This is a genomic window from Dickeya fangzhongdai (genome assembly GCF_002812485.1).
Taxonomy (GTDB): domain Bacteria; phylum Pseudomonadota; class Gammaproteobacteria; order Enterobacterales; family Enterobacteriaceae; genus Dickeya; species Dickeya fangzhongdai.
Genome location: NZ_CP025003.1, coordinates 2,480,758 through 2,499,890, shown reverse-complemented (window position 1 = coordinate 2,499,890; position 19,133 = coordinate 2,480,758). Strand labels below are relative to the sequence as shown.

The window sequence follows — 19,133 nt, the reverse complement described above, 5'->3', positions numbered from 1 at the left end:
CCGGTATAACCGCGAGGAGCCCACGGGAACGCGTCGCGGGCGATTCTGCCGGTCAACGGGAATCGCTTATTTCAGGATGCCGGCCAGCTCTTCCGCGCCTTTATCGAGCCCGACTTCTGCCGCACTCAACGAGCCAATGCTGGCAGAGACATTCATAGCGTTCGGGTATTGTTTGGCGACATAGGCATGGAGCAAGCGATTGGAAGTAGAGTCGTAGATCTCGACAGCGTAACTCACCGATCCGCTGAACATGCCTTCTTTCCCACGGATAGATTGCACGATGTTGTAAGGCCCGCCGGCCAAGTCGAATTTGGTGAATGTCCCGACAACCTGCGTGGTGGTTTCCGCGCCGGTAAGCGTCAATTTCAAACGTAAAACATCTGGCGCAGATGCTGTCGCTGCTCTGAAACGCGGGCGCAGCGCCTCTTCGAACTTTGTTTGCATATAGGCAGCAAGTTGTTGCCTGTCAGCGGTGGACAGGTCGCCAAACTGATTGTCGCTGCCTGAATAAACCACGACAGGCTCAATGATAATGCGGTTGTACTTTTTCCAGTCCACCGGCGCGGCGTACCTGAAGGGGATTCGGTCGGATGCATCACCACTGTTAGGGGTCAGCTGGGCTGATGACCCAATACCGGTGTAGCGTAAGGGTTGCTGGCTACCAGAACAACCGGCCAAAAAGATGGCGAGAGTCACGATGGCTGGCTGGGCGGCCCGGGCGAATGCTTTCATTTGACGTATCCTGTAATAAAGAACTTGTTGTTGATGACGTAACACTTCCCTGATGAAGGCGGAAACCTTCTCTACACGGTGTTAGCTCCCCGGTTAGCGATAAGATCGTGCCGAGTCTTTAACTAAACTGTACGGTATAGTTTTGCATTGGCATTCTTGAACTGTCAAGGGAATGTTGCGGGCATGCCGCATGGTGTTGGTTGTCAGAGCGGCAGGTGAGGGTGTCGGTGGGCAGCACGCTGTGCGGTTAGAAACACACGGCGTGGATAGCCGGCTTGCGGACAAAAACACGAATGTCGCGATTGCGATTTAATGAAAAAAGCGAAGGGGACTAAAAAGAGAGTTACCGGTGTAACCGGCAACTCTCATTACTCAAGGGCATCTTGTCATCATGGAGATTAGGGCAGTTGGACTTTTCCGGTGATCAAATAGGCGGATGACGTGCTGTCTGACATCGGCGGAAGCGTATCGCTTAATATATTGCCTTTGATATCGGTAAATTCGATCGGAATATCATTTTTGCCAACGAATTCCAGAATAAAGTGATTGTAATCTGTTTTTGGCGCACTAACCCACTGACTGCCTCGCAGATACTTCATCCCAATAATTGGATATTTGACGTTTCTGAATTGTACTGCTGCCCAATAAGGATTAGAACCTTCTTTAACTCTGTACACCACATTGCCGCTTACCGGCGCTTTTACCAGCTCCCACTGGATATTAATTTTCCCATCCTGCAAATTGCCAATTTTCTCGAACGCATTGAATGACAGATCCAGTGCACAATCACCGCCTTCAGGATATAAATCAGTAACATATACAATAGTGCTTCCCTTCGGCCCGGTGACTTTGAGATAAGCGCCGGCGAGTGCGGCTTTAACACCTTTATAGTCCAGTTGCGTCCGGTTTAACGCGGTTATCTCCATATTGGCAGGGATCGGATCCAACAATAAAGCGCCGCCGGAATAACCCGAACCCGTGGCGGTCGCATAGCCATAGCAGATATCGCCAAGTTCCCAGGCAGCCTGAGAACTGTGGGACAGAGGTAATAACACTGAAGATATTAATAAAGCCGTTTTGAATTTCATCATATTCACGTCCATATATTATTTGATGTAAAATAGAAGCACGTCCTGCTTCACATTAACATTGTTAAATATTTATATTTCAGTGAATGAGATAAGTCTCAAAATTAATTAATAGAGTAACCATTCATCATGAAAAATTATTTGTCATGGCGTTGATTAAATATAACGTCAGGAGGAATAAGTAGGGAAATCACATGATGTAATGCAATGATACTCATCATCTTCAATCAAGAACTGATTGGAAATTAGTGACAGCGGTCGGGAGTGTTCATGCCAGCCTGGCCGGTGAGCCTTAGCATCAGGGCATCATCACCAGTAATGCCCGTACTCATCTTGCGCATGCACCCGGCACTGCTCTGAACCCGTGTTTTCTCATGAGTCTTCCCCTGTTGTGATGAGTGGTACATAATTGATTGCTTTTCAAACACCAGACACTGCCTTCATATCATCTGTTTTAAACCTGAGAGGGAATTCTTGATGGGTGTCCCACAAACAAAGTCTGAGCTGCTCTCCGCTATTGATAAAAATTTCAATAAATTAATCGGTTACCTTAACGCGATTCCGCCTGAACTCACTTCGGATAAATCGATGGATGGTCATGCAAAAGGCACGGAGATGAGCGTGTGTGATCTTGTTGCGTATTTGCTGGGATGGAACACGCTGGTGGTAAAGTGGATTACCGATGATGCAAGAGGTCAGCCTGTCGACTTCCCGGAAACCGGTTATAAGTGGAATCAACTTGGGCTACTGGCACAGAAATTTTACATGGATTACAAAGAATTAAATTACCCGTCATTAATAAACGATCTCCAGTCGGCAAAAGATGAAACAGTGAAGCTTATTGATGAGCGCACTAATGAAGAACTGTATGGAAAGTCATGGTATGGCAAATGGACAATGGGACGCATGATCTCATTTAACACGTCGTCGCCTTATGCCAATGCTAATGGCAGATTAAGGCAGTGGGCGAAAAATAATCACATTCGCTTAAAGTAAGACCGTGCTGACATGTCGTCAGCCGGAAGGTGGTGTGGAACGATGACACCACGCTCACAAACCAATTAGGAAAAAATTCCTTTTATAATGCCAGTAATCGTGTTTTATGCGTGGAATGCTATTTTTACTGTGATATGATTGAGCCATTATCCCATTAGGATCATTTTAATTGCCATTTTTTAATCTGGGTAGCCTCGATATCTTTACGTATTTCGGGGTGTTCGTTACGCCTGGCTATTGATCCGGACGATTCCCCTGTCCGTTAAAAATGCGCTATCCGGGGATACGTTCCGGTCACACCAATCAACAGTTATTGGTTAGGGTAAGTTCTAATTATTATCTATAAAATATAATGCATTATTGATTATTTATCATAAGTATAACAAAGAGAACATAATAAAATGGAATGGCTTTATATAGCGAGGATTGTGTCAACTTTTGCTGTTATTGTTTTGCATATCTCTGCTTATACGGTAACCCAGGCCGAGCTTGGGACTTTTTCCTGGTGGGCGGGTAATTTATATGATTCATCAGTTCGTTGGTGTGTTCCTGTTTTTATTATGATTAGCGGGGCGCTACTGCTTTCTCCTGGAAGGATCGAAAATCTATCTGATTTTTACAAAAAAAGGATAGGTAAGATATTGGTTCCATTATTATTTTGGTCTTTTTTCTTTATTTCATGGAGTTTATTTAAAGCCAAATTAAATGGTGAGGGGGAGGGCGACATACTAAAAAGCGTCATGAATGGAAGGCCTTATTATCATATGTGGTTTTTGTACATGATAATAGGGCTCTATATGTTCACTCCGCTGATTAGGGTGTTAGTGGCTAATATGAGTGAAGAACGGCTGTTGTTTTTCGTTTTCCTGATGTTTGTTTTTTGCTCTCTAAGTGACATGTATAACTTTTTAATCGGGAATAGTGATTTCTTGTTTGTTGGTGAATTCATTTATTATGTTCCATATTACATCTGTGGTCATCTGATCGCAAAAAAACATACCAGCAAACATCTTTCATTTTATATCTTTCTGTTTTTAATTTCATTGTCTTTAACTTGTATTGGTTACTATTTACTATCGTCTTTTTCAGGAAAAGAAATAGGTCTTTATTTTTATAGCTATTTAAGTTTTAACGTTATAGCTATGTCTATTTCTGTTATGTGGATTTTGAAATTTACCCGCCTGCGTAAGTCTCATAGCAATAAATTGAGGTTTTTATCTGATGTTAGTCTGGGTATTTATCTAATTCATCCTGTTTTTATTGAGGTTTTTTATTATCTGGCCGCAAGACGATGGATCGATTATTCCATCGTCTCCATACCGTTGATGTCCATGATTGTTTTCGCATGTTGCGTGGTTTCGGTTTTTTTTATAAAAAAAGTCCCTTACTTAAGACGAATTGTGTGATTTTCGGCGCTTCACCGCGAACCGGATCGCAGCAGTGTCAGGGATGCAATCAGGCGGCGGCGAGGAGCCGATAAGGCAAAGTGTTACCTGCAAAGGACAACCACGTGCTGGAATGCATCATTTTGCGCCCCTAAGGTACATGCAACTGTAAAAGTGACAGTGGAGGACTGATGGATGGCACCTGAGCGCTGAATCCGTGTGGCCACACAGAAATACTGGAACGGGATGACTCATCACAATCCGGAAAGAGATATTCTGTTGGAAGGGAGGATGACAGTAGTCAAAGTAGTGAACTAATGGTTCTTAAGCATCTATCCGATCGGGCTGGGTTAATGTCAACGGTGTGAGCCTTGACTTCGGCTACAACGCAACGGCGTGGAAAGGGTAAGTGTATGATTGATTGTGACTTGAATGAGCTAGTTTCCTGCTAAATACAATTTAACATAATATACATTATGCGAACCAAGGTGAGATCCGGCGGGTTCTGGCGTTCCTGGCTGGTCAATCATCGTCAATCCCATTCAATATAATAAATCTTTCGCGTAGCTCTGACGTACTGACCTGCCTGCAGCGGCCTGACATTAACTTTCGTACTTCGATGGTTTTTCTTCCGGATGCGGCTTCCTTGTCACCTTAATGCTTTTTCCAGCCTGAGGATCTCCGTCGATTCACTGACTGGCCTGAACCCATGACGCTGATAAAGGACTTTGGCCGGATTATCCCGAAAGACACAAATGCGAAGGCTTTTTAGCCCCTGTTGCTGTGCTTGCCCTTCGATTTGTTCTAATACCCATGTCCCAATGCCTTTCTTTTGCCATTGTGGGTAAAGCTGCAAATCGTTTATCAGGCAAAATGAATCCTGGCTATTAATCTGCTGGCTGACAAACCCGGCGCTCTGCTGGTGAGAACAGATAACCAATACATCGAGTGAATGCAGTAAGGTACTGTAACGTTCTCCATTCCAGATCAGGCCATAACGCCGATAGTAATCCATCATATTTGCTCTGCTTAACTCTTCTATCCATCGGTAATCGGCTTTACTGGCTGTGGACAGCCGCAGATCTTGCATCCTGGTCGTCATGAACATTCTCTTTCGATTGAGATCATCAATAGCTTTTACCTTATGCTCAGCCCTGATTTTTCGCCAGCAGTTTGCTTCAGCGGTCATTTGGGCGCTGAATTTGCGAAAACGGTGATCTGTGCATAGGCTTAATAGAGCACTCAAATCATTTTCATCAAAATAATCAGTCTAATAGCGTTTCCCGCCCGATCCGCATGTCAGTTTGTCTTGTGCCGTACTCTGGATAAATCAATACCTGTCGAGCGCCTATAGGAGACGAAATGCCTGAATTGACTAAAAACTGGGTTATTTTTACCGATCTTGATGGGTCGCTACTGGACCATGACACCTATCGTTGGGATGAGGCTCTCCCGTGGCTGAGGCAACTGCGGTCCCACCGTGTGCCGGTGGTTATCACGACCAGTAAAACCGCGGCAGAAATTATGTCGATTCAGCAGGAACTGGAATTGCACGACATGCCGGCCATCGCGGAAAACGGCGCGCATATCCTGCTGCCGGCATCCTGGCAAACACGGTTGCAGACATCACGACCGCCCACTTCACGTACTTATCCCGATATTTGCCGACAGTTACAGGCTTTACGCGCGCAGTATGGTTTTCTGTTCCGAGGTTTTAGCGACATGGACGATGCCACTGTGGCGGCTGTCACCGGCCTAACGCTGTCGCAAGCTGCTCTGGCTCGCCAACGCACCGCCTCAGAACCCGTGCTGTGGCAAGGGGATGAGGTATCACTGGAAATGTTTAGGGCGTGTCTGGCTCAAAAACACTTGTCGCTGACCGAAGGCGGCCGTTTTTTTCACGTGATGCATGAAGGCATCGGTAAAGGCGTAGCAGTGAACTGGCTGAGGCAACATATTGAATCGACAGCCCATTCGTCGTTGGTCACCCTCGGTTTAGGTGACGGACCGAATGATATTTCGCTGCTGGAGGCAACCGATTATGCCGTCATCATTAAAGGGCGCGCTAGCGAAAAGGTGACGTTGTCACCCAATTTTTGTGGTCAATCCTATCGCACACAGGCAGTCGGGCCGGCTGGCTGGAGTGAAGGATTAACCTATTTTATCAGCCGTTATGGGGCTGAACTGCTTGATTGATTAGGGAGGAGCACAACATGAGTGAGTTTTATCAGGATGGTATTATCACCAATTTTCATAACCTTACCCGACGCAGCGTAGAGGAACTGGAATACGAGCTGCAGGTGTTTTCTGGTCAAAGCAGCATGGGGCTGATCCTCCCTTCCCTGTTTTCAGAACTGGAAGGTCCGGCGCTGGACAAGATTGTCGATATGCTGGCTCAGGTACCCTATCTGTCTGAAATTGTTATCGGGCTTGATCGGGCGGACCGCGATCAGTTTCTGTTTGCCCGGCAATTCTTTTCCCGACTCCCACAGCGGCACCGCATTTTGTGGAATGACGGCCCCCGTCTGACCCGGCTCAGCCAGGAGCTGGCCGATAAGGAACTGGCGCCGATGGAACAGGGAAAAGGCCGTAATGTCTGGTTTTGCGTCGGTTATACCCTGGCGTCGCGTCGTACTGCGTGCATCGCGCTGCATGATTGTGACATTGTCACCTATGATCGCGCCATGCTGGCCCGCCTGCTCTATCCGATCGCCAATCCCTATTTTCACTACGACTTTTGTAAAGGCTACTACGCTCGGGTAGCCGAAGGAAAATTAAACGGGCGCGTCGGGCGGCTACTGGTATTCCCGCTATTAAAATCACTGCAAAGCGTTTACGGTAATTCTGATTACCTCGAATATATGCGCAGTTTCCGCTACCCGTTATCCGGTGAGTTCGCCATGCGCAGCCATGTACTGCGTAATCTACGCATCCCAAGCGACTGGGGGCTGGAGATCGGCATGTTGTCGGAAATCCATCGGGGAACGGCGACCAGCCGTATCTGCCAGGTGGATATTGCCGACAACTATGACCACAAACATCAGCCGATATCGGAAAACGACCCCAGCTCCGGGTTGCAGCGTATGGCAATGGACATCACTAAAGCGCTGTACCGCAAACTGGCGATTCAGGGCGTCAACATCACGACCGATTCATTCCGGGTGCTGCGCGCCACTTACTACCGCACCGCGCTGGATATGATCGATTCGTTTGAACACGATGCGCGCATGAACGGCCTGCATTTTGACCGGCATACCGAGGAGTCGGCAGTGGAGCTGTTTGCCGATGTCATTACCCTATCCGGCCAGGCATACAGCGAAAGTCCGGGGGATAAACCGTTTGTACCCAGCTGGAACCGGGTTCAGTCGGCATTCCCTGATATTCTGGAGCGGCTGTACGACGCCGTTGAAGCAGATAATCAGGAAATGCACGGCGCATGACTCGTCGTATCGCCCCCAACGGGGCGATACCCTTAGCCCTGGCTGACGACGATAAACGCAATATCGGTGGTGAAAGAGCCATCCTGTCGAATGTCGTAATGGTGTGTGACCTCAGCTGACATCTGTTGCTGCAGAGCACGAATGGCGGTGACAAAATGTTCAGGGGTTCGCATGCGCGTCACCCAGCTCTGGAATTCCAGATGCAGGCGTGAAGTTTGCAGCGAACGTACTGTCAGCCCGGCTTCACTCAGCATCGTCAGCCATTCACCCGGCGTGTAATCGCGCACGTGAGAGGTGTCGCGCAGCATTTCTACGGTTTGTAAATACACATCCAGCACCGGGTGTCCTGGTGAAACCACATCCATGAGGATGGCTTCGCCTCCCGGTTTCAGCACCCTTCTTACTTCCCGCAAGGCTTGACCGACATCCTGCCAGTGATGGGCCGAATAACGGCTGATCACCACGTCAAAGCTGCCGTCGGCAAACGGCAATGATTCCGCCACCGCCTGTTGAGTCCTGATATTGGTCAGGCCTTTTTCCTGTGCGGCGCTGGCTACGACATCCAGCATGCGCGGCGATAAATCGCATGCCACCACGTTGCCGACCAGGCTGGCAACGGTAAAACTGACATGACCGGCGCCGCAGCCCAAGTCCAGCACGCTGGCATGGTTTTTACCCTGCAGACGGCGAGCCAATTCGGCCAAATCTTCTCCCTGAGCATGAACGGCACTGTTCAGATAGGCGCTGGCCTGCTCGCCAAATTGTTGTTCGACGGACTGCTGGTGACTTTTACTGCTTTCCATGTGTGTTCCTACCCGTGTTATCAATACCCAAACCAATAATTGCCTCGACAAAGCAATATAGTGTGAAAAAACCGCGTGTGACAAACCTGTTTTAGCTAAGCTGGAATCCTGCCCGAGGTTATGTTTGCAACATACTGCAAGTGTGAATCCTGCCTGCGAGGCTTCCCGAAAAGATCAATACTGACATAGAGATAGCTTCAGGGTTAAGGTATGCTCATTGTTATGATGGTGTCACAGCGGACGATGAGGCTGGCTCTTTGCGACAACGCATCACAGAGTCAGTGATCACTGCAGTCAGGAATGAAAGAGGAAAAATGCATGATTATTTTTGTTACCGGTGCAACGGCGGGATTTGGTGAAGCGATTACCCGGCGGTTTATCAAGGAAGGTCATCAGGTTATCGCCACGGGCCGCCGTCAGGATCGTCTTGATGCGCTGAAAGCCGAGTTTGGCGCGGCGCTTCTCACGCTGCGTCTCGATGTTCGCGATCGACAGGCTATCGAGCAGGCCATCGCCTCTCTGCCTGCTGAATGGCGCAATATTGATGTGCTGGTCAACAATGCCGGTTTGGCATTAGGGCTGGAGCCGGCTCACAAAGCCAACGTCAGCGACTGGGAAACCATGATCGATACCAACAATAAGGGGCTGGTGTTCATGACCCATGCGTTGTTGCCGGAAATGGTGAAACGCAATGCCGGCCATGTCATTAATATCGGCTCTACTGCAGGCAACTGGCCTTATCTGGGCGGGAACGTCTACGGTGCCAGCAAGGCGTTCGTACGCCAGTTCAGCCTGGGGTTGCGCGCCGACCTGTCCGGCACCCGGGTGCGGGTAACCAATATTGAGCCGGGTCTGGTGGGCGGAACCGAGTTCTCTGCCGTGCGTTTCAAAGGGGATGAGGCCAAGGTCAGCCAGACTTATGATAAATCCAACCCGCTGACGCCGGAAGATGTGACGGAAGCGGTATTCTGGGTAGCGACACTGCCGGCGCACGTCAACATCAACACGCTGGAAATGATGCCGGTGAGCCAAACCTACGGCGGTCTTAAGGTTAATCGCGACGAGTAAATCCCCCGTTCTGGCTTTTCGGCGCGGTAGCGGTTACCGCTTGCCACGCGTACGCCAACAGCGCGGGGCGATTCAGGGATCTATCTTTGCTGTTGAGCACGTGCCAATGTTCAGGATTATGGCCTCGCTGCTACCCTGAGGGCGTTAAGGCGTTTTCCTGAATATTTCGGGTTGGTTATAGTTTGGCTATGGCGGCGGATGCTATAGTCACCGTAATGATTCTTGGTTATGACAACGATCGTATTTACAGAAATTCCTGTCTGGGTGAAACATGCAGAAAAAAACACGTAATCTACTCCTTCTTCTTACTTCATCGCTGTTGAGTCTGAGTCTCTTGCAGTCTGCACAGGCAGCGCAACATATCATTATTGATAACGGCAACAGTGCGTTATCCAAAGAGGCGGCGCGTCAGAGCAGCGAGGATTGGAACGAAACGCGCACCTTGCGTAATAAAGTCAACAAGCATCTCGAAAAACGGGTCGACAAGGCGGACAGAGATTTCGACAAGGCCGATATGGCCGAAGCGCTTGAAGAGAAATGCAAAGCCAGTTCCAACTTCAATGCTTACTGGGAACCCAATTCATTACGTTGCCTTGACCGTCGCTCTGGCCGCCCGGTAACACCCTGATTTTTCACCTATACTGCCAGCGGATTTATCGGCTCATCGCTGGGCTTAGCAATCCATTGACTCGACAGGAGGATGTGATGAAGAAAGCAATGCTGGCCGGTACGTTGTTACTGCTGCTTACACCGCTAATGGCGCAAGCGTCCTGCGAACGCGTTCGTGACGATATCGCCCGCAAGATTATCGCGAACGGTGTCCCTGAATCGGGTTTCGAACTGGATATTGTGCCTAATGATCAGGTCAGTCAGCACGGCGGACAGGTTGTTGGCCATTGCGAACAGGATACGCAAAAAATCGTCTATATTCGCCTGTCGGATGACACCGATGTTCTGGCCCAACCTATGGCGCCGACCGGCAAATCTCGCTGACCGGTTTCGGAAAACACGTCGTTACTGGCAGCACTGGCAGAAATAGTCAACCGATACAACACGTTGATACTTAATGCTTAATGCTTAAACAGGCTAACCGATCTCCGGGGGACAACGCTCCCCCTTTTTTGCCCTTCATTTAGACAAGTGAAAAGCGGGCGGATACGGATACTCAGGCACAGCTATAAAGAATGCCCTGCTCTTTGGGATAACGAACAGGGAATGTGTCTGCCAGATTAGTAAAACGACTGGTTAAATTAGAACGACTGGTTAATAGCAGAAAGGTCAATATAAGCGGACAGGTCCCGCTGTTCGGCACGAGGCAGATACGGTAATTCGCCTAGTTGAGGCGCGGGGATTTTTTCGCGCAGAGCGTGAATGATTTCGGCATAGTTGGCCAGACCTGGGTTGATGCGGTTCGCCACCCAGCCCACCAGCGGTAGCCCATCATTAATAACGGCTTGCGCCGTCAGCAGCGCATGGTTAATACAACCGAGCTTGATCCCAACCACCAGCACGACCGGCAGTTGCTCCTGAACCACCCACTCCGAATAGGTTCGCATGTCGTTCATCAATGTACGCCAGCCGCCGCTGCCCTCGACGACAACCATATCCGACAACTCGCTGAGCTGGTTCAAGCCCTCGGTCATCGCACAGTAATTGATCTCCAGCTCACTGGCGCTGATTTCATCTTCCTGCAACGACACCGGATTAACCTGCTGGTAAGTCAATGGGATCGACGACGCTTCCTGCAACACCAGCGCATCTTTGTTACGCAATCCCTCTTCCGTTTCCGTACAGCTCTTGGCGACAGGTTTATAACCCACTACGGTTTTGCCCGTTTTCGTCAGCGCCTGTAATAACGCCTTCGATACCACCGTTTTCCCCACGGCAGTATCCGTTCCTGTAACAAACATACGCTTTAACATGAAAACACCACTCCGGCAGGCCCCACCTGAAAAATAAACCTCAAAAAAACTTACTGATGAAGTCCAAAGTCTAGGGGATGGGCCGCCGGAGCGGCTTGCGTTAGCGCAATGTTTTGTCGGTCAACGGGAAACCGCGCCTTGATTGCGCCGTTGATTAGCCCTGCATCAGTTTAATCAGCAAAGAGCCGTTATAGAGCGCATCCTTGATTAGCGCCGCGCCGGGTACGGTCCCCTGATTATAGAAATGGGTGGACGTCACTTGCAGGTGGTGACTATAGGCCGGCAGCGCCTGACGGCGAATGCAGTCGATGATGGCGGGATACAGGATATCGGCGGCCTGATTCAGCGGCGAACCGATCAGAATTTTTTCCGGATTGAACAGGTTAACCATGATGGCGGTAATCCGCCCCACATTATTGCCGACATCAACAATAATATCTTTCGCCAATTGATCGCCCTTTAGCGCGGCGTCGCATAAAGACTCCACCGTTAACGGCGAGCCGTGCAGCAGCGAACTCATTGACCCTTTCAGACGCTGTTGGGCCAGTTCCAGCATGCTTTCTATGCTGGCGACGGTTTCCAGACAACCGTGATTGCCGCAATAGCAACGTTTGCCGTAAGGATCGACCTGGGTATGGCCGATTTCCACCAGCGTCCGGCTGCCGGCATGCAGGATGCGGCCACCGGTAATGACGCCGGCGCCCACGTTATGGTCGATGACAATCTGGATGACGTTTTGGCAACCGCGTGACGCGCCAAACAGCGCCTCCGCCATAGTCCAGGCGCAGATATCGTGCTGTAAATAAACCGGCACGCCGGTGCGCTTTTCCAGCGCCGGGCCGATCGCCATCTCTTCCACATCGTAAAACGGCATACGATGAATGATGCCGGTGGACGAATCCACCATCCCCGGCGACGTGATGGCGATAGCCGTCAGGCGCTCCAGTTTGCGCTGATGGCGAATAAAAAACTGATCGATTTCAATCAGGATGCGATCAAGCAACGATTGCGGATGTTCTGTAGGTAAATCAACCAGTTCCTCCACGACCAAGTGCCCGCTGAGATCGCGCAGAGCCAGCGTCATGATCTGGTTGCTGATCCGTACCGACAGGTAGTGCCAGGCTTCGGTATCCAAAACCAGACCGATAGCCGGGCGCCCACGGCTGCCCATTTCCTGATACTCCGTTTCCCGTACCAGATGGGCTTCCATCAGTTCGCGCACAATCTTGGTAATGCTGGCAGGAGCTAGCTGGGCCTGTTTTGACAACTCGATGCGGGAGATGGGGCCATTTTCATCGATCAGCCGATAAACGCCACCTGCATTAATCTGTTTAATCTGATCGATGTGTCCCGGCTGACCACTGACAATCACTCTGAAACGGCTCCTGCGATTAGGCGTAATTGGTATTTTTTACGCTGTAAAATAAAAAACTGAGGCTATGGTGGAGCTTTTGTAAATAGCCGTCAAATATTTGATTCGATATGTGATTAACCGCACATATTTTTGACGGTGCTGCCCAGCATAAGTGTGATCAGCGTTTGAGCGGCGGTGTTCAGCGGCCGGTGTTGATGAGTGACCAACCACATTTCGCTAATAGCATCTTTTTCCTGCAAAGACAGGTACTTGACGCCATCTACCCGGATACGACGGAATGACGCCGGCAGCAGGGACACCCCCAGACCGGAAGATACCAGCCCGATAATGGTCATCGCCTCGCCAACTTCCTGGGTAATGTAAGGGGTAATGCCGTATTTCTTGAGCAATGTCAGCACTTCGTCGTACAGCGCGGTTCCCACTTCCCGGGCGAAAAAAACAAACGGTTCGTTGGCCAACTGCTGAATACTGATGTGACCACCGGGGGCGGCGGCCAGCGGATGTTCTTCATGCACCACCGCGACCATCGGCTCGTGTAGCAACAGCTGATGGCGCAGTGTTTCCGGCAGCGGATTATTACGCATCACGCCCAGATCCAGCTTGCCGTCAAGCAGCGGCTCAATCTGCTGTTTGGTGTTGATCTCCAGCATCTGGATATGTACTTCGGGGTAACTCTGGCGAAACTGCAACAAACTGCGCGAAACCTGTTTGACAAAAGGCGCCGACGAGGTGAAACCGATATTGAGCTCCCCGATTTCCCCGCGCTGGATACGGGCGGCGCGCTCCGCCGCCTGATTAACCTGATTGATGATGGCCCAGGCTTCTTTCAGGAACAGCTCGCCCGCCTGGGTCAGGCGCACGTTGCGATTGTTACGTTCCAGCAGTTGGGCGCCGATTTGCTCTTCCAGCGCCTGTATCTGCTGACTGAGCGGTGGCTGGGAGATATGCAGCTTTTCAGCGGCGCGCCCGAAATGAAGTTCTTCCGCTACGGCAATAAAGTAGCGTAAATGTCTGAGTTCGATATTCATATTTATAAAGTATCATTATTAATGATTAATATATTATACAAAACAATCGAGCCAATTCTATGATGCGCTCACTGATGTTTCTGCCGTATTTTTTCCGGATAAGGATTGATTTTGAGTACCCCGCTGTCTGCACAAGGAATGTCCGTTTCTGTCACCGACGACATTCAACCTCAACGCAACACTCACGCGCCCGTTTATAAAAATCCGTTTATCACCCGAGGTACGCCGACGTTCATTCGCGTCACGTTGGCGCTGTTTTCCGCCGGCCTGGCGACGTTCGCTTTACTGTACTGCGTGCAACCGATACTGCCGGTGCTGTCGCAGGCGTTTGGCGTGTCGCCGGCAACCAGCAGCCTGTCGCTCTCTGTCTCCACCATTACCATGGCGGTCGGGTTATTGTTTACCGGCCCGCTGTCGGACACCATCGGTCGTAAAAATGTGATGGTGGTGTCCCTGTTGCTGGCCTCGGTCTGTACCCTGATTGGTTCGATGATGACGAACTGGACGGGACTACTGGCCATGCGGGCGCTGGTTGGCTTATCGCTCAGCGGTGTGGCGGCGGTGGCGATGACGTACCTGAGCGAAGAAATTCACCCCAGCGTGGTGGCGTTCTCAATGGGGTTATACATCAGCGGCAACTCTATTGGCGGCATGAGCGGGCGCCTGCTGACCGGGGTTATTACCGATTTTTTCAACTGGCGTGTCTCTATCGCCTGCATCGGCGTGGTCGCCCTGCTGGCCTCGCTGACGTTCTGGCGGATCTTGCCTGATTCCCGCCATTTTCGCGCGGGTTCGCTGCGGCCCAAAACACTGTGGATCAATGTCCGCCTGCACTGGCGTGACGCGGGTTTGCCGTTGTTGTTCGCCGAGGGTTTCCTGCTGATGGGGACCTTTGTCACCCTGTTCAACTACATTGGCTATCGGTTGCTGGGCGCACCCTATAACCTGAGTCAGACTGTCGTAGGATTGTTGTCGGTGGTCTACCTGACCGGTAGCTACGCTTCCCCGCGCGCCGGGGCGATGATCGCCCGTTTTGGCCGGGGACCGGTGCTGGTCGGCAGTGTGGCCCTGATGCTGTCCGGTCTGCTGCTGACCCTGTTCAGCTCGCTGCTGATAATGTTCGCCGGGATGATGCTGTTCGCGGCGGGGTTCTTTGCCGCCCACTCGGTCGCCAGCAGTTGGATTGGCGTGCGGGCGCTGCGCGCCAGAGGCCAGGCATCATCCCAGTATCTGTTCTGCTATTATCTGGGGTCGAGCCTGGCTGGTACCTCCGGCGGTTTCTTCTGGTACCACTACGGCTGGACCGGTCTGGTACTGTTTCTGTCATGCCTGCTGGTACTGGCGCTGTGGATCGGGTTGAAACTGAATTCCCTGAAAAACACGGTGTAATTCACCAGTAATGGTATCATTTGCGACTCACCGAGCCAGAACGCGCCGGCCGGTGAGTCTCCCCACCGTCTCTCTCCGCTTTTTTCGCTGCTAAAACGATAGTAATGCTAGTTGCTAAACTGAGCGTTTAGATTAGAATGCATAAGTATGTTGTAACTAAATGGATGTTGTATGGCAGCCTATGATCTGATCGAGCGTATGAATCATTGCTTCACTACCCTTGAAGCGCAATTGTCCGACATGCATCAGTTGTTTCGGACCTTTCGCTTTGCCGGCGGGCACATTTTTACCCTTCCGCCGGTAGAGAAAGGCACCGAGCACGACCCGGTCACGCAGATTCACGTCACACCAGTAACAGGCGATGACGCATGCGACGCCGGCTTACAGCATTTTCGCCATCTATTTATTCACCACCACGCGGAAACCGTCAGCAGCAAAGCGGCGATTCGCCTGCCCGGCGTGCTGTGTTTTCGGGTTGATCAGCCGGAATACCTGCAGGCGTATCAGTTAATTACCGATATCAACGCGCGGAAAAAAGAACTCGAACAGATCATTACGGTGGAATCCGGGCTGGAACCGGAGCAACGTTTCGATTTTGTTCATACCCACTTAAAAGGGCTGATCACGCTCAGCGCCTACCGCACTATTACCCTGCTGGTCGACCCGACGTCGGTGCGATTTGGCTGGGCCAATAAGAACATCATCAAAAATATCACCCGCGATGAGTTGCTGGAAAAACTGGAGAAAAGCCTGCGCGCCGGGCGCAGCCAGGCGCCGTACAGCAAGGAACAGTGGGCGTCCCTGCTGGAGCAGGAAATCCGTGATGTAAAACGCCTGCCGGAGCAGGCGTCGCTGAAAATAAAACGACCGGTGAAAGTGCAGCCTATCGCCAGAGTCTGGTATCAGGAGCAGCAGAAGCAGGTGCAGTATCCCTGCCCTTCGCCGTTGCTGGTGTTATGCCGCCAGGACGCGGTACCCGTGATGGGCGAACTGAACGACTACGACGCTGACAACATTCAGCACCGGCACCGTCCCAAAGCCAAGCCATTACGGCTATTGATCCCCCGGCTGCATCTGTACACCGATGACGGCATGTGAGCGTTAAGACTTCATACTGCCAACCATATCTTCCGGACGTACCCACTGGGTGAACTGTTCTTCGGTCAGGTAGCCCAGCTTCAACGCCGACGCTTTCAGCGTCAGCCCTTCTTTATGGGCTTTTTTGGCGATTTCCGCCGCTTTGTCATAACCGATGTGCGGATTGAGCGCCGTCACCAGCATCAGCGACTCATTCAACAGATGGTTGATGCGCTCGCGATTAGGCTCAATCCCGACGGCGCAATGCTCGTTGAAACTTTTCATGCCGTCAGCCAGCAGCCGTACCGACTGCAGGAAGTTGTGGATCACCATCGGACGGAACACGTTCAATTCGAAATTACCGGACGCGCCGCCCATGTTTACCGCCACATCGTTTCCCATCACCTGGCAACACAGCATGGTCATGGCTTCACACTGCGTAGGATTGACCTTGCCCGGCATGATGGAACTGCCCGGTTCGTTTTCCGGAATGGCGATTTCGCCGATACCGCAACGCGGCCCGGACGCCAGCCAGCGAACATCGTTGGCAATTTTCATCAACGATGCCGCCAGCCCTTTCAAGGCGCCGTGCCCGTGAACCAGTGCGTCGCAGGTGGCTAACGCTTCAAACTTGTTCGGCGCGGTGACAAACGGGTGACCGGTCAGCGACGCCAGTTCCGCCGCCACCCGCACCGCGTATTCCGGGTGCGTATTTAATCCGGTACCGACCGCGGTGCCGCCCAACGCCAGTTCGCACAGGTGCGGAATACTGTTTTCGATGTGACGCAAATTATGCGCCAGCATCGCCACCCAGCCGGAAATCTCCTGCCCCAGCGTCAGCGGCGTCGCGTCCTGCAAATGGGTTCGGCCGATTTTGACGATATCGACAAATTGCGCGGCTTTATCCGCCAGCGTTTGCTGCAACACGTTCAGCTCAGGGATCAGGTGTTCCCGCACCACGGTGACCGCCGCCACATGCATCGCGGTGGGGAAAACATCGTTAGAACTCTGGCTCTTATTGACATCGTCATTCGGATGCACCAGTCGTTCGTTGCCCCGCACACCGCCCAACACTTCGCTGGCCCGATTCGCCAGCACTTCGTTCATATTCATATTGGTCTGGGTACCGGAGCCGGTCTGCCAGATAGCCAGCGGGAATTCGCCGGCGTGCAGCCCGTTCAGTACCTCGTCCGCGGCCTGAAGAATGGCGTCGCCCTTATCGGCAGGCAACAGCCCCAGATCCATATTAACGCGGGCGGCCGCCCGCTTGGTTTGCGCCAGCGCCACGATCAGCGCTCTCGGCATTTTCTCTTCCGAAATACGGAAATGCTCCAGCGAGCGCTGGGTCTGAGCTCCCCAAAGGTGCGCTGCCGGTACGGCAATCGGCCCCATGGAGTCTTTTTCGATTCGAGTGTCTGACATGGTTTTCTCCTTTGCAAAACAAGTCACTTTCAGATGAGTGCGAATTTTTACCCTTCTGGAATCATGGCATATAAAGCATTAACATGGCGTGCATTAAGACGGTGCAGTCCTTTCCAGCGGAGTTTCCACCGTCGCCGTTATGGAAATTAACAATCTGTTTAATGACAGGAAAATATTATGCAAAAAATGCGCAACAGTGTGCAGAATTACGCTTGGGGCAGTAAACACGCGTTAACTGAACTGTATGGGATTGAAAACCCGGGTAACCTTCCAATGGCGGAACTGTGGATGGGCGCACATCCGAAAAGCAGTTCTCTGCTGCTTGACGAGCAAGGGCAAACGCACAATCTGCGGGAGTTGATCAATAGCGATCAGCCCGGTTTTCTGGGTGATGCGGTAGCCCAGCGCTTTGGCGAATTGCCGTTCCTGTTCAAGGTATTGTGCGCCGAACAGCCGCTGTCGATTCAGGTACACCCGAATAAATCCGCCGCCGAGGCGGGATTCACCCGGGAAAATGCCGCCGGCATCGCGCTGGATTCTCCCCAACGCAATTACAAGGACGCCAACCACAAACCGGAACTGGTCTTCGCCCTTACCTCCTACCTGGCGATGAACGGCTTTCGCGAACTGACCGAGATTGCCGGTCTTTTGCAGCCGCTGGCCGACGCCCATCCGGCGATCGCCGCGTTTTTACAGCGCCCGGACAGCCAGACGCTGACAACGCTGTTCTCCAGCCTGTTAAGCATGAACGGCGAACAGAAAGCGTCGGCTATCGCAGAACTGAAACGCGTGCTGGATAGTCAACACGGCGAACCCTGGGATACCATCCGATTTATTGCGCAGTTTTACCCTGATGACGGCGGTCTGTTCTCTCCGCTATTGCTGAATGTCGTCACGCTGAAACCCGGCGAAGCCATGTTCCTGTATGCCGAAACCCCGCATGCCTACCTGCAGGGCGTGGCGCTGGAAGTGATGGCCAATTCGGACAACGTCCTGCGCGCCGGCCTGACGCCCAAATATATTGATATTCCCGAGCTGCTCGCCAACGTCCGTTTCGAATCGAAACCTGCCGCTTCTCTGCTCACCTCGCCGATAAAAACGGCCAATGAACTGAGTTTCCCCATTCCGGTCGATGACTTTGCCTTTTCACTGCATTATCTTACGGATGCGCCGCAAACGCTCAGCCAACAGAGCGCGGCGATAATTTTTTGCGTCGAAGGCCAGGCGGTGCTGGAAAAAGGGGCTCAACAGGTCAAGCTGCTGCCAGGCGAATCCTGCTTTATCTCCGCCAGCGAATCACCGGTTCAGGTTCAGGGCCAGGGTCAGATTGCCCGCGTCTATAACCGGCCTTTAATGGTATAAAGCTATGTACTCCCGATGAGGGATACGACACCGTGAATCAACAAGG

The 19,133-nt window shown here is 51.5% G+C and carries 18 protein-coding genes; 10 read left to right on the top strand and 8 right to left on the bottom strand.

The window, feature by feature from the left end:
• Positions 1-66: 66 nt before the first annotated feature.
• Entirely contained in the window at positions 67-732 is a 666-nt protein-coding gene (locus tag CVE23_RS11275) for a DUF3313 domain-containing protein (RefSeq protein ID WP_038919064.1), read from the bottom strand.
• A gap of 398 nt (positions 733-1,130) precedes the next feature.
• Entirely contained in the window at positions 1,131-1,823 is a 693-nt protein-coding gene (locus tag CVE23_RS11270) for an expansin EXLX1 family cellulose-binding protein (protein WP_038668498.1), read from the bottom strand.
• A gap of 474 nt (positions 1,824-2,297) precedes the next feature.
• Here CVE23_RS11270 and CVE23_RS11260 point away from each other — a divergent pair, with 474 nt between their 5' ends.
• Both CVE23_RS11260 and CVE23_RS11255 read left to right on the top strand, forming a co-directional pair.
• Positions 2,298-2,816, top strand: a complete 519-nt coding sequence (locus CVE23_RS11260) for a ClbS/DfsB family four-helix bundle protein (protein WP_100849557.1) — start codon at positions 2,298-2,300, stop codon at positions 2,814-2,816.
• A 401-nt stretch (positions 2,817-3,217) separates the two neighbouring features.
• Positions 3,218-4,222, top strand: a complete 1,005-nt coding sequence (locus CVE23_RS11255; protein ID WP_100849556.1) for an acyltransferase — start codon at positions 3,218-3,220, stop codon at positions 4,220-4,222.
• A 628-nt stretch (positions 4,223-4,850) separates the two neighbouring features.
• On the opposite strand, the gene CVE23_RS11250 is transcribed toward CVE23_RS11255, so the two are convergent.
• Positions 4,851-5,447, bottom strand: a complete 597-nt coding sequence (locus CVE23_RS11250) for a GNAT family N-acetyltransferase (RefSeq protein ID WP_100849555.1) — start codon at positions 5,445-5,447, stop codon at positions 4,851-4,853.
• Positions 5,448-5,563: 116 nt separating this feature from the next.
• On the opposite strand from CVE23_RS11250, the gene CVE23_RS11245 reads away from it, so the two are divergent.
• Together CVE23_RS11245 and CVE23_RS11240 are read left to right on the top strand one after the other, a co-directional pair.
• On the top strand, positions 5,564-6,397 hold the full coding sequence (locus CVE23_RS11245) for a mannosyl-3-phosphoglycerate phosphatase-related protein (RefSeq protein ID WP_100849554.1): 834 nt from the start codon (positions 5,564-5,566) through the stop codon (positions 6,395-6,397).
• 17 nt (positions 6,398-6,414) lie between these two features.
• Positions 6,415-7,641, top strand: a complete 1,227-nt coding sequence (locus CVE23_RS11240; protein WP_038919058.1) for a glycosyltransferase family protein — start codon at positions 6,415-6,417, stop codon at positions 7,639-7,641.
• 32 nt (positions 7,642-7,673) lie between these two features.
• Here the strand turns inward: CVE23_RS11240 and CVE23_RS11235 are convergent, their stop codons facing one another.
• Positions 7,674-8,444 carry a class I SAM-dependent methyltransferase gene (locus CVE23_RS11235; RefSeq protein WP_100849553.1) on the bottom strand — a complete coding sequence of 257 codons (771 nt, stop codon included), beginning with the start codon at positions 8,442-8,444 and terminating at the stop codon, positions 7,674-7,676.
• 318 nt (positions 8,445-8,762) lie between these two features.
• Here CVE23_RS11235 and ydfG point away from each other — a divergent pair, with 318 nt between their 5' ends.
• From ydfG to CVE23_RS11220, 3 genes are all read left to right on the top strand, one after another.
• On the top strand, positions 8,763-9,512 hold the full coding sequence (gene ydfG / locus CVE23_RS11230) for a bifunctional NADP-dependent 3-hydroxy acid dehydrogenase/3-hydroxypropionate dehydrogenase YdfG (protein WP_038919056.1): 750 nt from the start codon (positions 8,763-8,765) through the stop codon (positions 9,510-9,512).
• A 271-nt stretch (positions 9,513-9,783) separates the two neighbouring features.
• A complete protein-coding gene (locus CVE23_RS11225; RefSeq protein WP_049853992.1) occupies positions 9,784-10,140 on the top strand; it encodes a DUF1283 family protein in 357 nt (118 codons plus the stop codon).
• A 77-nt stretch (positions 10,141-10,217) separates the two neighbouring features.
• Positions 10,218-10,505 carry a DUF1161 domain-containing protein gene (locus CVE23_RS11220; protein WP_100849552.1) on the top strand — a complete coding sequence of 96 codons (288 nt, stop codon included), beginning with the start codon at positions 10,218-10,220 and terminating at the stop codon, positions 10,503-10,505.
• 257 nt (positions 10,506-10,762) lie between these two features.
• Here CVE23_RS11220 and bioD read toward each other — a convergent pair whose 3' ends face one another.
• The 3 genes from bioD to CVE23_RS11205 all read right to left on the bottom strand — a co-directional run bounded on the left by bioD (position 10,763) and on the right by CVE23_RS11205 (position 13,837).
• Positions 10,763-11,434: a dethiobiotin synthase gene (gene bioD / locus CVE23_RS11215; RefSeq protein WP_038658704.1), complete on the bottom strand. Its 672-nt coding sequence runs from the start codon at positions 11,432-11,434 to the stop codon at positions 10,763-10,765.
• Between the two features lie 154 nt (positions 11,435-11,588).
• Positions 11,589-12,806, bottom strand: a complete 1,218-nt coding sequence (mlc, locus tag CVE23_RS11210; protein ID WP_049853990.1) for a sugar metabolism global transcriptional regulator Mlc — start codon at positions 12,804-12,806, stop codon at positions 11,589-11,591.
• A 116-nt stretch (positions 12,807-12,922) separates the two neighbouring features.
• The gene (locus tag CVE23_RS11205; protein WP_049853989.1) at positions 12,923-13,837 is read right to left on the bottom strand and encodes a LysR family transcriptional regulator; all 915 of its coding nucleotides are present in this window, start codon (positions 13,835-13,837) and stop codon (positions 12,923-12,925) included.
• A 138-nt stretch (positions 13,838-13,975) separates the two neighbouring features.
• Between CVE23_RS11205 and CVE23_RS11200 the strand changes: the two genes are divergently transcribed.
• Both CVE23_RS11200 and tus read left to right on the top strand, forming a co-directional pair.
• Positions 13,976-15,226: an MFS transporter gene (locus tag CVE23_RS11200; protein WP_100849551.1), complete on the top strand. Its 1,251-nt coding sequence runs from the start codon at positions 13,976-13,978 to the stop codon at positions 15,224-15,226.
• Positions 15,227-15,397: 171 nt separating this feature from the next.
• Positions 15,398-16,324 carry a DNA replication terminus site-binding protein gene (gene tus / locus CVE23_RS11195; RefSeq protein ID WP_100849550.1) on the top strand — a complete coding sequence of 309 codons (927 nt, stop codon included), beginning with the start codon at positions 15,398-15,400 and terminating at the stop codon, positions 16,322-16,324.
• A 3-nt stretch (positions 16,325-16,327) separates the two neighbouring features.
• On the opposite strand, the gene fumC is transcribed toward tus, so the two are convergent.
• The gene (gene fumC, locus CVE23_RS11190; protein WP_100849549.1) at positions 16,328-17,725 is read right to left on the bottom strand and encodes a class II fumarate hydratase; all 1,398 of its coding nucleotides are present in this window, start codon (positions 17,723-17,725) and stop codon (positions 16,328-16,330) included.
• A gap of 177 nt (positions 17,726-17,902) precedes the next feature.
• Between fumC and manA the strand changes: the two genes are divergently transcribed.
• Positions 17,903-19,087 carry a mannose-6-phosphate isomerase gene (gene manA, locus CVE23_RS11185; RefSeq protein WP_100849548.1) on the top strand — a complete coding sequence of 395 codons (1,185 nt, stop codon included), beginning with the start codon at positions 17,903-17,905 and terminating at the stop codon, positions 19,085-19,087.
• Positions 19,088-19,133 lie beyond the last annotated feature (46 nt).

What these genes read in the sequence shown, in the direction of transcription:
- tus (WP_100849550.1), top strand. Translation starts at nt 15,398, where the DNA reads ATGGCAGCCTATGATCTGATCGAGCGTATGAATCATTGCTTCACTACC.
- CVE23_RS11220 (WP_100849552.1), top strand. Translation starts at nt 10,218, where the DNA reads ATGAAGAAAGCAATGCTGGCCGGTACGTTGTTACTGCTGCTTACACCG.
- fumC (WP_100849549.1), bottom strand. Translation starts at nt 17,725, where the DNA reads ATGTCAGACACTCGAATCGAAAAAGACTCCATGGGGCCGATTGCCGTA.
- CVE23_RS11275 (WP_038919064.1), bottom strand. Translation starts at nt 732, where the DNA reads ATGAAAGCATTCGCCCGGGCCGCCCAGCCAGCCATCGTGACTCTCGCC.
- bioD (WP_038658704.1), bottom strand. Translation starts at nt 11,434, where the DNA reads ATGTTAAAGCGTATGTTTGTTACAGGAACGGATACTGCCGTGGGGAAA.
- CVE23_RS11245 (WP_100849554.1), top strand. Translation starts at nt 5,564, where the DNA reads ATGCCTGAATTGACTAAAAACTGGGTTATTTTTACCGATCTTGATGGG.
- CVE23_RS11270 (WP_038668498.1), bottom strand. Translation starts at nt 1,823, where the DNA reads ATGATGAAATTCAAAACGGCTTTATTAATATCTTCAGTGTTATTACCT.
- CVE23_RS11240 (WP_038919058.1), top strand. Translation starts at nt 6,415, where the DNA reads ATGAGTGAGTTTTATCAGGATGGTATTATCACCAATTTTCATAACCTT.
- ydfG (WP_038919056.1), top strand. Translation starts at nt 8,763, where the DNA reads ATGATTATTTTTGTTACCGGTGCAACGGCGGGATTTGGTGAAGCGATT.
- CVE23_RS11260 (WP_100849557.1), top strand. Translation starts at nt 2,298, where the DNA reads ATGGGTGTCCCACAAACAAAGTCTGAGCTGCTCTCCGCTATTGATAAA.
- CVE23_RS11225 (WP_049853992.1), top strand. Translation starts at nt 9,784, where the DNA reads ATGCAGAAAAAAACACGTAATCTACTCCTTCTTCTTACTTCATCGCTG.
- CVE23_RS11235 (WP_100849553.1), bottom strand. Translation starts at nt 8,444, where the DNA reads ATGGAAAGCAGTAAAAGTCACCAGCAGTCCGTCGAACAACAATTTGGC.
- CVE23_RS11205 (WP_049853989.1), bottom strand. Translation starts at nt 13,837, where the DNA reads ATGAATATCGAACTCAGACATTTACGCTACTTTATTGCCGTAGCGGAA.
- CVE23_RS11200 (WP_100849551.1), top strand. Translation starts at nt 13,976, where the DNA reads ATGTCCGTTTCTGTCACCGACGACATTCAACCTCAACGCAACACTCAC.
- manA (WP_100849548.1), top strand. Translation starts at nt 17,903, where the DNA reads ATGCAAAAAATGCGCAACAGTGTGCAGAATTACGCTTGGGGCAGTAAA.
- CVE23_RS11255 (WP_100849556.1), top strand. Translation starts at nt 3,218, where the DNA reads ATGGAATGGCTTTATATAGCGAGGATTGTGTCAACTTTTGCTGTTATT.